13 protein-coding genes and 1 pseudogene are annotated in these 12,986 nt (G+C 69.8%); 6 read left to right on the top strand and 8 right to left on the bottom strand.

Translation table 11 applies throughout. From position 1 onward, the window contains the following. The 4 genes and pseudogenes from FQ377_RS11410 to FQ377_RS11395 all read right to left on the bottom strand — a co-directional run. Positions 1-113: pseudogene (locus FQ377_RS11410) on the bottom strand (superoxide dismutase); the annotation flags it as partial. 29 nt (positions 114-142) lie between these two features. Then, a complete protein-coding gene (locus FQ377_RS11405) occupies positions 143-664 on the bottom strand; it encodes a flavin reductase family protein (RefSeq protein WP_148601380.1) in 522 nt (173 codons plus the stop codon). Positions 665-698: 34 nt separating this feature from the next. Beyond that, the gene (soxR, locus tag FQ377_RS11400) at positions 699-1,151 is read right to left on the bottom strand and encodes a redox-sensitive transcriptional activator SoxR (protein ID WP_148601379.1); all 453 of its coding nucleotides are present in this window, start codon (positions 1,149-1,151) and stop codon (positions 699-701) included. Between the two features lie 183 nt (positions 1,152-1,334). Then, positions 1,335-1,979 (bottom strand): nucleoside/nucleotide kinase family protein, encoded by a 645-nt coding sequence (locus FQ377_RS11395; protein WP_262364419.1) that lies wholly within the window; start codon positions 1,977-1,979, stop codon positions 1,335-1,337. Between the two features lie 106 nt (positions 1,980-2,085). Between FQ377_RS11395 and FQ377_RS11390 the strand changes: the two genes are divergently transcribed. Next, positions 2,086-3,339 (top strand): amidohydrolase, encoded by a 1,254-nt coding sequence (locus FQ377_RS11390; protein ID WP_148601378.1) that lies wholly within the window; start codon positions 2,086-2,088, stop codon positions 3,337-3,339. Positions 3,340-3,384: 45 nt separating this feature from the next. Here FQ377_RS11390 and FQ377_RS11385 read toward each other — a convergent pair whose 3' ends face one another. Both FQ377_RS11385 and FQ377_RS11380 read right to left on the bottom strand, forming a co-directional pair. After that, positions 3,385-4,428: a zinc-dependent alcohol dehydrogenase family protein gene (locus tag FQ377_RS11385; RefSeq protein WP_148601377.1), complete on the bottom strand. Its 1,044-nt coding sequence runs from the start codon at positions 4,426-4,428 to the stop codon at positions 3,385-3,387. Between the two features lie 13 nt (positions 4,429-4,441). Then, positions 4,442-5,662 (bottom strand): MFS transporter, encoded by a 1,221-nt coding sequence (locus tag FQ377_RS11380; RefSeq protein WP_187393342.1) that lies wholly within the window; start codon positions 5,660-5,662, stop codon positions 4,442-4,444. A 216-nt stretch (positions 5,663-5,878) separates the two neighbouring features. Here FQ377_RS11380 and FQ377_RS11375 point away from each other — a divergent pair, with 216 nt between their 5' ends. From FQ377_RS11375 to FQ377_RS11360, 4 genes are all read left to right on the top strand, one after another. Then, positions 5,879-7,108: a cation:proton antiporter domain-containing protein gene (locus FQ377_RS11375; protein ID WP_148601375.1), complete on the top strand. Its 1,230-nt coding sequence runs from the start codon at positions 5,879-5,881 to the stop codon at positions 7,106-7,108. A 70-nt stretch (positions 7,109-7,178) separates the two neighbouring features. Continuing rightward, positions 7,179-8,453, top strand: coding sequence for an Nramp family divalent metal transporter (locus tag FQ377_RS11370; RefSeq protein WP_148601374.1), 1,275 nt, complete (start codon positions 7,179-7,181; stop codon positions 8,451-8,453). Positions 8,454-8,485: 32 nt separating this feature from the next. Continuing rightward, positions 8,486-8,827 (top strand): thiamine-binding protein, encoded by a 342-nt coding sequence (locus FQ377_RS11365; protein ID WP_148601373.1) that lies wholly within the window; start codon positions 8,486-8,488, stop codon positions 8,825-8,827. Positions 8,828-8,879: 52 nt separating this feature from the next. Further along, on the top strand, positions 8,880-9,692 hold the full coding sequence (locus FQ377_RS11360; protein WP_148601372.1) for a spermidine synthase: 813 nt from the start codon (positions 8,880-8,882) through the stop codon (positions 9,690-9,692). 12 nt (positions 9,693-9,704) lie between these two features. Here the strand turns inward: FQ377_RS11360 and FQ377_RS11355 are convergent, their stop codons facing one another. Then, positions 9,705-10,607, bottom strand: coding sequence for a LysR family transcriptional regulator (locus FQ377_RS11355; RefSeq protein ID WP_262364418.1), 903 nt, complete (start codon positions 10,605-10,607; stop codon positions 9,705-9,707). 109 nt (positions 10,608-10,716) lie between these two features. Between FQ377_RS11355 and FQ377_RS11350 the strand changes: the two genes are divergently transcribed. Further along, positions 10,717-11,511, top strand: a complete 795-nt coding sequence (locus FQ377_RS11350; RefSeq protein WP_395858488.1) for a 3-hydroxybutyrate dehydrogenase — start codon at positions 10,717-10,719, stop codon at positions 11,509-11,511. Positions 11,512-11,533: 22 nt separating this feature from the next. On the opposite strand, the gene FQ377_RS11345 is transcribed toward FQ377_RS11350, so the two are convergent. Further along, positions 11,534-12,985 (bottom strand): NCS2 family permease, encoded by a 1,452-nt coding sequence (locus FQ377_RS11345; protein ID WP_148601369.1) that lies wholly within the window; start codon positions 12,983-12,985, stop codon positions 11,534-11,536. Between the last annotated feature and the right edge of the window lies 1 nt (position 12,986).

The raw sequence follows: 12,986 nt of genomic DNA, 5'->3' as shown, positions 1-12,986 counted from the left end.
TTGACGTAGGTGGCGTGGTGCTTGGAGTGATGCAGTTCCATGATCCGGCCCGAGATGTGCGGCTCCAGGGCCGCGTAGTCGTAGTCCAGATCCGGCAGTACGTACTCGCTCATACAATCCTCCTGATTGGTGTTCGGTTCCTTCAGCCCAGCAGCGACTGGTCTCCCAGCCGATGATAGGCGCGATTGTGGTAGACGAGTGGTGCGACGTCGTTGTGCGCTCCCGGCTCGATGGACAGGACCTCGGCCGCGAGGATCATCGATCCACCCACCGGCATCCGGTGCAGGATGCGGCTGCGCAGAGCCCAGGGGGCATCGACCAGAAGTGGTTCGCCCGAGGCCAGGGGGCGCCACTCCACCGCCCCTGAGAATCGATCCGCTCCGCGGGTCGCGAAGAGCTTCGCAATGTCGAGTTGGTCCGCGCCGAGCAGATGCACCACGATCGTCTCGGCATCCACGAGGGCCGCCGCGGACGACGACGCCGTCGACACCGAGAAGGCCAGCACGGGCGGATCGGCCGAGACCGAGGAGACGGACGACGCCGTCAGGCCCACGGGGCCCTCGGAGCCCTGCGCCGTGATGACCGCGATCCCGGCAGGATGCGCCCGGAAGGCGTCCTTGAAGAGATCGGCGGTGGGGGCGGCGTGGCCCGGGGAAGCTGTCATGTGATCCACCGTAGAACCTGAACAATGGTTGAGGTCAAATCAGTCGATCAGGATCGAGAAGGGTTGCGGTGCCATCGCGCCGGGCGGCGGCGTCGTCCGGATTCACGAAGCTGCACATGGACAGGGACAGGCAACCGCATCCGATGCAGCCGCCCAGGCGGTCCCTCAGGTGCTCCAGCTGGGAGATGCGCTGCGCGATCTCCTGCTGCCAGGCAGCGGACATCCGCTGCCAGTCCTCCTGATCCGGCACGCCGTCCTGGGGCAGTTCGGCGAACGCTTCGGCGACGGTGGAGAGCGGGATCCCGGCCCGCTGGGCCGCGCGGATCACGGCGACCCTGCGCAGGATCGAGCGGTCGTAGCGGCGCTGGTTGCCGGAGGTGCGCCGGCTCCGGATGAGGCCCTGGCGCTCGTAGAAGTGCAGGGCGGAGACGGCGACGCCGCTGCGCGCGGCCAGCTGCCCAACGGACAGATCCTGCTCGGTCGGCATCGGCGCTCCTTCCTGCAGCGGCACTGGTCGCGGCCCCCGCCGCGATGCCGGTCGCTCCGGCGTCCTCCTGCCAGCGTAGCGGCGGTCGGTGCGGAGAAGCCCTGCCTCCATCGGATTCAGCCTCCCTCGGCCCTTCGTCGGCTTCCGTCCACGCTCGCGGGAGCCGGCGGAAGTGGGAGCAGTTCAGGCGGGGGCCCAGGCCGTGAGGTCGAGGACGCGGTCGGCTCGGTGCCGGGTGGCCCCGACGAGTGCGGCATTCGGATCGTCCACGCGCCGCACCCACGCCTCGGCCTCCCGGGGCTCCTTGCCGAACCGGATGTGGCGGTCGATGAGCCTGCTCCGCCGGACGGCCGGATCCACGTCGAGGAACCAGGTCTCGTCGGTCCGGCTTCGGGCCTCCCGCCACCCCGGAGCGTCGAGGAGCAGGTAGTTGCCCTCCGTGACGAGCAGGGTCGACGACGACGGGACAGCCAGCGCATTGGCGAGGGGCTGTTCGAGATCGCGTTCGAAGGATGGCGCGTACACGGTCTCGGCCGGTCTGCTCCGCAGCCGGGTGAGGAGAGCCGCGTAGCCGTGGGCGTCGAACGTCTCGTGTGCCCCCTTCCGGTCCAGGAGTCCGAGGCCGGACAGGGCCCGATCCGCCAGGTGGAAGCCGTCCAGCGGCACTAGGGCATGGGCCGCCGGATCGAGGGCCGCGATCATCCCGGCAACGGTCGATTTCCCGGCGCCGGGTGCTCCGACGAGACCAAGCACGACCCGTTCGTTCGGTGCGGGCCGGGGGAGGAGGTGATGAAGATCGTGGATGGTGCGGATCCGTACGGTCTCCACGGGGCCTCCTTCGGCCGGATGGCCGACATCGTTCGGACGGGGTTCAAGCAGGGTACGCCACGGCGCTGCGCCGGATACCCGCGCTCATCCTGCGTAGGGTCGGAGGATGCAGCCCGAGACGATCATCGCCCTCCGCCGCCGGTTCCACGCCCATGCCGAGCCGGGGTTCCTCGAATACCGCACCGCCTCCGTCATCCTCGCCGAGCTCAGGAGCATGGGGGTCCGGGCCACCACCGGCGCCGCGGCCATCGCGGTCGACCGGATCGCGGTGCCGCCCACCCGCGCCGAGATGGACACGTGGGGAGCGCGCGCCGTGGACGCCGGGACCCCACCGGACGACGTCGCCTACTTCCAGGAGCACGGCACCGCGATCATCGCCGAGCTCGAGGGCAACCGTCCCGGCCCCACGTGGGGGCTGCGGGTGGATATCGACGCCCTCCCCGTCGACGAGGAGACCAGTGACGAGCACGCTCCCGCGGCAGGCGGGTTCCGGTCCACCACGGGATACATGCACGCGTGCGGCCACGACGGACACGCAGCGATTGGCCTCGCACTGGCCGAGCGGCTGCGCGACGGCGACTTCCCCGGCACGGTGCGCATCATGTTCCAGCCCGCCGAGGAAGGCGTCCGCGGGGCGCAGCCCATGATCGACGCGGGTGTGACGCGCGGGGTCGACCGGATGCTCGCCGTCCACCTCGGCGGGGACCTGCCGACGGGGACCGTCGTCGGCGGGGTCACGGACGCGATGGCGACCACCAAATGGACCGCCCGTTTCGAGGGCGAGGCGGCGCACGCGGCGGCGGCACCGGAGAAGGGCCGCCATGCGCTCGCCGCCGCTGCCCAGGCCACGCTCGCGATCCTCGGGCTGACCCGGTTCGCCGAGGCGGACACCCGCGTCAATGTGGGCACGTTCCACGCCGACGGCAGCGCCAACATCATTCCGGCGCTCGCCACCATCACCTATGAGACCCGGTCGACGTCGAACGCCGTCCTCGAGGACCTGAACCTGCGTGCGGAGAACGCCGTGCAGGGGGCCGCGCGGATGTACGGCGTCGAGGCCTCGACCACGGTGTACGGCCGCGCCGCGGTGTCCCAGCCGGACGAGGCGCTGCTCGCCGGGGTGGCGCGCGCGGCGGGGGATGTTGCGGCGATCTCCGAGTTCACGCCCAGCGGACCCTCCGGCGGCGGCAGTGATGACGCGCACCTGCTCATCCGCGAGGTGCAGGAAGCGGGCGGATTGGGCACCTACATCTTCGTCGGTGCCTCGAACCCGGCCCCGCACCACCACCGCCGCTTCGACGTGGACGAGGACGCTCTGGTCATCGCGGTCGATCTGCTCGAGGGTCTGTTCCGCGGCTGACCGATTCGCCGGGCCGTCGCGGTCCCGCCTGCTGAGGTGGTCGGTTCACAGACGCGGATCGACGACGGTCACCCCACCCACCGACCGGTCACCCGCCATCGCGACGAGGGCGTCCGGGACGGCGGAGAGGGGGATGGTCCGCTCGATCAGATCCTGGGGACGCAGCCGGCCCTCGCCGATCAGGTCCAGCAGGCCGGGATAGTCCCGGGCGGGCATGCCGTGGCTGCCGAGGACGGTGAGCTCACCGCTGATCACCGCGCCCATGGGCACCACCGGGTCCGCGGGGAAGAGCCCGATCTGCACATGACGGCCTCGCGGGCGCAGGGACAGGATGCCCAGGGCGGCGGTCTGCTCGCGTCCCAGCGCGTCGACGGAGACGTCGATACCCGACGGCACTGCGTCGCGCACGGCGTGCACCGCCTCCTCCACCGACAGGCCGGCGGAATTCACGGTGTGGACGGCCCCGAAACGGCGCGCACGCTCCAGTGCGGCGTCGTCCACGTCCACCGCGATCACCTGCGCGCCGAGGGCCACGCCGATCATGACGGCGCTGAGCCCTACGCCTCCGCACCCCACCACCGCGAGGGACTGGCCGGCCTCGAGTCGCGCCTGGTGGACCAGGCCGCGGTACGACGTCGCGAACCGGCAGCCCAGCAGGGCAGCGGCGCCGGCGTCGAGGGAGGCGGGGACCGCGATCAGGTTCGTGTCGGCGTCGTGCAGCGCCACCTGCTCGGCGAAGGACCCCCAGTGGGTGAAGCCCGGCTGCGTCTGGTTCCTGCAGACCTGGCCGTTGCCCGCGGCGCACTCGGGACAGTGTCCGCACGCGCAGATGAACGGGGTGGTCACGCGGTCCCCGGGGCCGAACCTCCGGACCTCCTGACCCACCGTGGTGATGGTGCCGACGAGCTCGTGGCCGGGGACGTGCGGCAGGGCGATGCCGTCGTCGTGCCCCAGCCAGCCGTGCACATCGCTGCGGCACAGGCCCGTCGCCTCGACGCGGACCACGACGCCGCGGGGCGTCGGAACAGGGTCTGGGACGTCGCGGAGGACGGGGCGTTCGGTGAAGCGGTCGAACCACACAGCGCGCATCAGGCCACTCTAGTCAGGGGCGGAGCCGGCGGCGCTCCCTCCGCCCCGTCACGGTGTCGGTGGTCAGGCTGAGGGCCAGTGCCACGCCCAGCAGGACGATAAGGACGAAGGGGAGGACCCCCAGACCCACGGAGTCGAGCAGGATCCCGCCGAACAGCGCGCCGCTGGCGATGCCTATGTTGAAGGCCGTGGTCTGGAGGGCCGCGGAGAGATCGCGGATGCGGTAGGACGCCGTGCGCATCATCCTCGTCTGCAGCATGGCCGGGATCGCCCCGAAGGCGGCACCCCACACGGTCACCGCCAGCAGCACCACCGCGGTGTTCGACGGGGCGAGCGCGAGCGTCAGGACCGCCACCATGACCAGCAGCAGCACGGCCACGAACGCCTTGCGCGGGAAGCGGTCGGTGGCATAGCCGGCGATGATCAGGCCGATGATGCCCGCCCCGCCGTAGAGGAAGAGGACCAGCGCGATCCCCTCCGGGGCGAAAGTGGAGATCTCCGTGAGCCACGGGGCTATGTAGGTGTAGAAGAGATTCTGCCCGGTGAGGACGATCAGGATCACCGCGCAGAGCAGCACCACGGCACTCATGCTCGGATCCCGGCGCGCCGGGACCGGTTCCTCGCCCGCCGCACGCTCCACACGGTGCTCCACCGGAGGCAGGAACTTCACGATCACGAGGGCGAGGACGAGGACGACGACGCCGATGATGGTGAACGCCGCACGCCACCCCAGAGCATTGCCGATCGCCGTCCCCACGGGCACGCCCAGCACGAACGCCGCCGTCCCGCCCCCTGCGGTGATGGCCACCGCCTTGCCCAGCTGGTGTGCCGGGACGAGGTGCGCGGCGTACGCGGCGACCACGGCCCAGAACAGACCGTGCGCCAACCCGCCCAGGATGCGCGCTGCCACCAGGACGCCGTACGTCGGTGCGATGGCCGCCAGGACATTCGCCACCGCGATCACCAGGAGCACGACGACGATCAGCGACTTGCGGGAGAAGCGCTGGGTCACCGCGGCCAACGGCGTGGTCGCGACGACGACGGTCCCCGCGAAGATGGTCACGAGGTAGCCCGCGGTCGACAGCCCCACCCCGAGATCGCGCGCCATGGCCGGCAGGAGTCCCGTGGGCAGGAACTCGCTGGTCACGGAGACGAAGATGGCACCGGCCAGCGAGAGCAGACCGAGGTACGGGAACGGTGCGGCGGCGGACACCGTCGGAGGCGGAGCAGACAAGGAACACCCATCGGAGAACGTGGCAGTGATCACCCGGCTGCACCATCGAAAGCCGAGGCGTACTGGGACCAAGCGTAGGGGGCGGCAGCAGGATCAGCAGTGTCGCGCCGCACCATGTGACCGGGGAGATGCTCCTCGAAGCCCGGCACACGGGACGGCCACCGGGATTACTCTGGTGACGATCCCCCTGTTGATCTTCGGAAGGCGGTCCCGGCCCTGGACATCGATCTGCTCCTCACCCTGTTCGCGGGAACCATCCTCCTGCTCTCGCTCTTCTCCTCCGCGCTGCAGCGCATCAGTCTCCCCGGGCCGGTGCTGGCGCTCACCACGGGCGTGCTCCTCGGCCCGGCCGTGCTCGGCGTCGTGCGCATCGAGGATCTCGGTGTGCCGACGGGCGAACTGCTGGAGCAGGCGGCGCGGATCACGCTCGCCGTCGGCCTCGCGGGCGTGGCTCTCCGGTTGCCGCACGGCTACTGGCGACGGAACCGCCGGTGGGTCGTCGCGAGCATCGTCCTCGGCATGCCCGTCATGTGGGCGGTCTCCACGGGTGTCCTCTGGGCGCTGCTGGGTGTGCCGTTCCTCGTGGCCCTGACACTCGGGGCGATCATCACGCCCACGGACCCCGTGGTCTCCACCCCGGTCGTCACCGGTTCCCTCGCGGAGGCGAAGATCCCGCGGCGTGTGCGGTACGACATCTCCTCGGAGAGCGGGCTCAACGACGGGCTCGGGTACCTCTTCGTCCTCCTGCCGGTCCTCCTCCTGACCTCGCCGGAGACGGCGGGTCAGGATCTGCTGGTCTCCGTGCTGCTCCGGGAGGTGCTCGGCGCCGCCCTGTTCGGAGCGCTCGCGGGATACCTCCTGGCCAGGATCTTCGTCCTCGCGAAGAACAGGGGCCTGATGGAGGACAGCTCCTACCTGGGCTTCCTCCTGCCCTTCGCCCTCCTGCTGCTCGGCGCGGGCAAGCTGCTGGGGACCGACGCCGTCCTCGCCGTCTTCGTCGCAGCAGCGGTGTTCGGCCAGGTCATCCCGCAGCGGGACGAGGACCAGGAGGACGCGGTGGAGGACGTGGTGAACAGGTTCTTCCTGCTGCCGGTCTTCATCCTGCTCGGCCTCGACCTGCCGTTCGACGCGTGGGCGGCGCTCGGGTGGAGTGCCCCCGCGGTGGTCCTCGCGGCGCTCCTCCTCCGCCGGGCCGTGGATCTCCTGGTCCTGCGCCCACTCCTGCGGCGGGTACACAGCGTGCCCGAGACCGTGTTCCTCGGCTGGTTCGGCCCCGTCGGCATCTCGGCGCTCTTCTACGCGACCCTCGCCGAGCGGATGACCGGCAACCACGACCTGTTCGTCTACACGACTCTGGCCATCACGCTCTCCGTGGTGATCCACGGTCTGTCCACCGCCCCTGCCAGCGAGTGGCTGCGCCGCCGCGAGGCGTCCACGACGTCGTGACCGGATCCTAGGCCTACGGCGACGCCCTTGCTAGGCTCTACGCACCAACGGGACTCCGAGGGGGCACACAGTGGCTGATCCTGGAAGTACAGGCGTCGACGAGCTCGAGAAACCGAAGTGGCGGCTGGTGGGGCCGGGGCTGCTCGCTGCGGCCACCGGCGTCGGTGCGGGCGATCTCGTGGCCACGCTGATCGCGGGAAGTCGTTACGGCTACGCACTCCTGTGGGCAGCGGTGATCGGCTGTGTCCTGAAGATCGTCCTGGTGGAGGGCGTGGGCCGCTGGTACCTCGCGACGGGCAAGACGATCTTCCAGGGCTGGCGGACACTCGGGGCCTGGACCAGCTGGTACTTCGGCTCGTACGTCATCATCTGGGGCTTCGTGTACGGAGCGACGGGCATGAGCTCGACGGCCCTGCCCCTGCAGGCCCTGTTCCCGGCCATCCCCCTGAACGCGTTCGCCGTCGCCTCGGGCCTGATCGGATTGGCGCTCGTGTGGTTCGGCCGGTACGGGCTCTTCGAGAAGGTCATGACCGTGATGGTCGGCATCATGTTCGTCTCCGTGGTCGGCTCGGCCGTCCTCGCGCTGCCGAACATCCCCTCGCTGCTCACCGGGCTGGTGCCCACCCTGCCGGCCGGGTCTGTCTTCTACGTCCTGGGCCTGGCAGGCGGCGTGGGCGGGACCATCACGCTCGCCGCCTACGGGTACTGGCTGCGGGAGAAGGGCTGGAACAAGCCGAAGTGGATGAAGGTCATGCGGGTGGACAACTCGGTGGCGTATTCCATGACCGGCATCTTCGTGATCTGCATGCTCATCCTCGGTGCGGAACTGCTCTACACCGCGAACATCTCGCTCCAGAGCGGTGACCGTGGGCTCCTCGACATGGGGGCCGTGCTCGAGGACCGCTACGGCGTGGTGTGGGCGAAGGTGTTCCTCATCGGGTTCTGGGCGTCGTCGTTCTCCTCGCTCCTTGGAGTGTGGCACGGCGTCAGCCTCATGTTCGCCGACTTCTGGGCCAACTTCCGCAAGAGGGCGGACGATCTCTCCGACGACGACGCCCCCGACTCGCACAGCAGACCTGCCCGCGCCTACATGCTCTGGCTGACCATCCCGCCCATGCTGCTGCTCCTGCTCGGGCGGCCGTTCTTCCTGATCCTGCTCTACGGGGTGCTCGGCTCGCTGTTCATGCCCTTCCTCGCCATCACACTGCTGGTGCTGCTCAACAGCTCGCGCCTGGCGCAGCAGTGGCGGAACAAGTGGCTCTCCAACGTGTTCCTGGCTATCACCACCGTGGTGTTCCTCGTGCTCGGTCTGAACGAGCTGGTCAAGGCCGTCACCGGGGGCTGACCAGCGAGGCGCCCCCATGCCAGACTGGAGGCATGCTCGTAGCCTTCAGCGTCGCCCCGTCCGGCTCCTCCGACACCTCACGCGAGAATCCCGAGGGATCGGTGCACGACGCCGTCGCCGCCGCGGTCGCCGTCGTGCGTGAGTCCGGTCTGCCCAACCACACCGACTCGATGTTCACCACGATCGAGGGCGACTGGGACGAGGTGATGGCCGTCGTCAAGAACGCCGCCGACGCTGCCGGCCGCTACGGCAGTCGTGTCTCGCTTGTCCTGAAGGCAGACATCCGGCCCGGGCATACGGGCGAGCTCACCGGCAAGATGGAGCGGCTGGAGGCGGCCATCGCCGATCAGGAGCAGTACGAGGGCCACTCCTGACCCCCGCCGGCCAGCGGTCCGCACGAACCGCCCTCCGGTGGGGCCGACCCTGATGGCGAGACCCGCGGGTGCGCACCCCGAGATCGGGGAGTTCCCCATCGAGACCGGGACCTGCGAACTCGAGCCCGATCCGTACAACCCGAACGGCTGGGTGCTGCGGATCAACGGCGTGCCCAGCTCCCACATCGATCTCGTCGACCCGCTGCGGCTGGACTTCGAGTACATGCGCTGGATCGCCTCCCTCGTCGACTCGCGCTGGGCGGCCCCGGACCGCCTGCGCGCCCTCCATCTCGGCGGGGGCGCCTGCTCCCTCGCCCGGCGTTTCACGGCGTCGCACCCGCAGTCCCGCCAGGTCGTCGTCGAACTCGACGGGCGGCTCGCGGACCTGGTGCGTCAGTGGTTCGAGCTGCCGCGGGCGCCGCTCATGCGCATCAGGGTCGGCGAGGCCCGCGCCGTGACGGAATCGCTGAGCGAGGACAGCCGCGATCTCGTCATCCGGGACGTTTTCGCGGGCAGCACCACGCCGGTATCCCTGACCACGAGGGAGTTCACCCGCGCTGTCCGCCGTCTTCTCGCGCCCGACGGCGTGTACATCGTCAACTGCGGTGACAGGCCCGACCTCGCGATGGCCAGGCGTGAGGCGGCGACCATCGGCGCGGAGTTCGCGCACACCGCGATCATCGCCGACCCGGCCATGCTCAAGGGTCGGCGCCTCGGCAACGTGATCATCGCCGGGAGCGATGCACCCCTCGGGGCAGACCCTGGGCTGGCGCGCGAACTGCTCGGCGGAGGAACGCCGGCGCAGCTCTGGCAGGACGCCCGGGTACGGACCTTCGCCGCGGGCGCGCAGATCCTCGCCGACTGATCAGGCCGTGTCCTACGCGCGCCGGTCCTGCCCGAGGAGCTGCGGTTCGAGCGCGCGGGTACCCTCGCGGAGGGCCTGTACGACGGCGGCCACCGCAGGGCGGCGCAACGCATCCGGACGCGCCACGAGCCAGTAATCCAGCTGCTCGGCCACCACATCGGGCAGGAGCCGCACCAGATCGGCGTGCCGGTCCGCCATGAAACATGGCAGCAGGCCGATCCCCGCTCCCACGCGGGTGGCCTCGACATGGACGAAGACATTGGTGCAGCTCAGCGCGTCACGCATGGCGGGCAGCAGGCGCCGGGGCGTGTCGAGCCCGTCGACCTGCAGCATCGAGTCGATGAAATACACCAGCGGGTGGGCGAGGACGCCATCAAGATCAGACGGTGTCCCGTTCGCCGCCAGATAGTCCCGTGAGGCGTAGAGGCCCAGCACATAGGCGCCGAGCCGGATCGCCTCCGCGCGGTGGAGCTGCGGCTCGCCGACCACCACCTCGAAGTCGAGCCCGGTCCGTGTCTGGGAGGCACGGCGGGTCGTGGCGACGATCTCGACGCTGAGGCCCGGGTTCCCGGAGCGCAGTCGGGCGAAGGCGGGCGCCGCGATGTAGGCACTGAATCCGTCCGTGGCACTGAGGCGGACGACGCCGCTGAGTGCTCCGGCGTCGTCATCGGTGAGATGCGCGACGGCGGCGGCGATCTCCGTGGCGGCCGCGACGGCACGCGCGCCGAGCGCCGTCAGCTCCCAGCCGTCCACCGCCCGGGACAGCACACGCCCGCCGAGCGCCTTCTCGAGGGCGGCGATCCTGCGCGAGACGGTCGTGTGGTTGAGACCGAGGGCGTGGGCAGCTGCGGTGTAGCGGCCGGACCGGGCGACGGCTTGCAGGACGAGGAGATCCTGGGCGTTGGGGTCGGCCATGTGTGCAGTATTGCAGAGTGATGGTGCCGAAGTGGTCATTGGAGTGGCTTCCTCCGGCAGAGATACTCGGGAGTGCCGGACCCGTCCCCCGAGCGAGAAGAGGCCACCCGTGAGTCCCGATCCAGAAGAGCAGCACGACGCCGGGAGCAGCTCCGTGCAGGGCGAACTCAGCGGGCGCCGCGCCGTCGTCACCGGGGGTGCGAGCGGTATCGGCGCAGCCTGCGCGCGGGCCCTGGCGGCTCGGGGCGCGGCGGTGGTCGTCGCCGACCGCGACGAGGACGGTGCCCGGAGTCTTGCCGAGGAACTCGGGGGAGAGTCCTGGGCGGTGGATCTCCTCGACACGATTGCACTGGAGCAGCTGTCCCTGCGGGCGGACATCCTCGTGAACAACGCCGGCATCCAGGTGGTCAGCCCCATCCAGGACTTCAGCCCGGACGATTTCCGCCGCATCCAGACCCTCATGGTCGAGGCACCGTTCCTCCTGATCCGCGCAGTCCTACCGGGGATGTACGAGCGCGGCTTCGGGCGCATCATCAACATCTCCTCCGTGCACGGCCTGCGCGCCTCGCCGTTCAAGTCCGCCTACGTCACGGCCAAGCACGCGCTCGAGGGGCTCTCGAAGGTCACGGCACTCGAGGGCGGCGAGCACGGCGTCACGAGCAATTGCGTGAACCCCGGATACGTCCGCACGCCTCTCGTGGAGGATCAGATCGCCGATCAGGCGCGCTTGCACTCCATCAGCGAGGACGAGGTGATGAACCGGATCATGCTCACCGAGTCGGCGATCAAACGTCTTGTCGAGCCCCGGGAGGTCGCCTCGGTGGTCGCCTGGCTGGCGGGCGACGACGCCGGGATGGTCACCGGCTCGTCCTACGTCATGGACGGCGGCTGGTCGGCCCGCTGAGAGCCGGGCCCGCGCCGGCCCCTCAGACGCCGAGCAGTTCCTCGATGGGGCCGAGGCCGAAGAAGACCACGAATGCTGCCGCGACGACCCACATGAGGGGATGGATCTCGCGGGCGCGGCCCTGGATGGAGCGGATCAGCACGAAGGCGATGAAGCCGGCGCCGATGCCGTTCGCGATCGAGTACGTGAACGGCATGAGGATGAAGGTCAGGAACGCCGGGATGGCCACGCCCCAGTCCTCGAAGTCGATCCTCCCCACCTGCGCCACCATCATGAAGCCGACCACCACGAGGGCCGGTGCCACGGCCTCGAACGGGACGAGGCTGATGAGGGGCGTGAAGAACATCGCGAGGAGGAACAGGATCCCCGTGACCACGTTCGCCAGGCCGGTCCGCGCGCCCTCGCCGATGCCGGCCCCGGATTCCACGTAGATCTGGTTCGACGACACGGATCCGGCGCCGCCGGCCACGGCACCGAGCGCGTCGACCACCAGGACACGGTCGACGCCGGGGATGTTGCCCTTCGCGTCCACGAGCTTCGCCTCGTTCGCCAGGCCCACCATGGTGCCCATCGCGTCGAAGAAGATACTGAGCAGGATGGTGAACGTCAGCAGGAGTGCGGCCGTTGCCCCGAGATGGCCGAAGGCGCCGAAGAGACTCACGTTGCCCACGAGGGAGAGATCCGGGATCCCCACCCAGGTACCCGTGGGCAGTTCGGGGACCACGAGGGACCATCCTGCAGGGTTCGGATCCTGTCCGGGTGACACGCTGGGGCCGATGTCGAAGGTGGCCTCGAGGACCACCGCGAGTGCCGTGGCGCCGAGTACGCCCATGAGGATCCCCCCACGCACCTTGCGCACCACCAGCGCCATGGTGAGGACGAGACCGAAGACGAAGACGAGCGTGGGCCAGCCGATGAGCACGCCGCCGAAGCCCAGGCCCACCGGTACCGTGGTGTTCGCCGTGTCGGGGATGCGACGCACGAAACCCGAGTTCACGAGGCCGATCAGGGCGATGAACAGACCGATCCCCACGACGATCGCCGTCTTGAGGCTTTCCGGGACCGCGTTGAAGACGGCTGTCCGGAAGCCCGTCAGCACGAGCACGAACATGGTCAGGCCCGCGAGCATGACCAGGCCCATGATGTCCGGCCAGGTCAGGCCCGGATTCGTCGCGACGGTGATGGCGACGAACGCGTTCACGCCGAGCCCCGTGGCGAGTGCGAACGGGTACTTCGCCCAGGCGCCCATCGCGATGGTGAGGATGCCGGCCACGAGGGCCGTCACGGCCGCGACGCGGACGAAGCCGAGCTCGGTGCCCGCGGAATCCGCGCCGGCGAGGATGAGCGGATTGAGGACCACGATGTAGCTCATGGCGAAGAAGGTCGCCAGGCCACCGCGGATCTCGCGGGAGAACGTCGACCCGCGCTGCGTGACGGAGAAGTAGCGGTCCAGCGCGGAACCAGTTCTGAGCATG

Origin of the sequence: Arthrobacter echini (assembly GCF_008107445.1) — a bacterium.
Lineage (GTDB): Bacteria > Actinomycetota > Actinomycetes > Actinomycetales > Micrococcaceae > Arthrobacter_D > Arthrobacter_D echini_A.
This window is presented reverse-complemented; position numbering and strand designations above follow the sequence as displayed.

Coding starts and splice junctions, on each gene's coding strand:
- FQ377_RS11360 (WP_148601372.1), top strand. CDS start 8,880: ATGGCGAGACCCGCGGGTGCGCACCCCGAGATCGGGGAGTTCCCCATC.
- FQ377_RS11355 (WP_262364418.1), bottom strand. CDS start 10,607: ATGGCCGACCCCAACGCCCAGGATCTCCTCGTCCTGCAAGCCGTCGCC.
- FQ377_RS11390 (WP_148601378.1), top strand. CDS start 2,086: ATGCAGCCCGAGACGATCATCGCCCTCCGCCGCCGGTTCCACGCCCAT.
- FQ377_RS11405 (WP_148601380.1), bottom strand. CDS start 664: ATGACAGCTTCCCCGGGCCACGCCGCCCCCACCGCCGATCTCTTCAAG.
- FQ377_RS11385 (WP_148601377.1), bottom strand. CDS start 4,428: ATGCGCGCTGTGTGGTTCGACCGCTTCACCGAACGCCCCGTCCTCCGC.
- FQ377_RS11345 (WP_148601369.1), bottom strand. CDS start 12,985: ATGCTCAGAACTGGTTCCGCGCTGGACCGCTACTTCTCCGTCACGCAG.
- FQ377_RS11365 (WP_148601373.1), top strand. CDS start 8,486: ATGCTCGTAGCCTTCAGCGTCGCCCCGTCCGGCTCCTCCGACACCTCA.
- soxR (WP_148601379.1), bottom strand. CDS start 1,151: ATGCCGACCGAGCAGGATCTGTCCGTTGGGCAGCTGGCCGCGCGCAGC.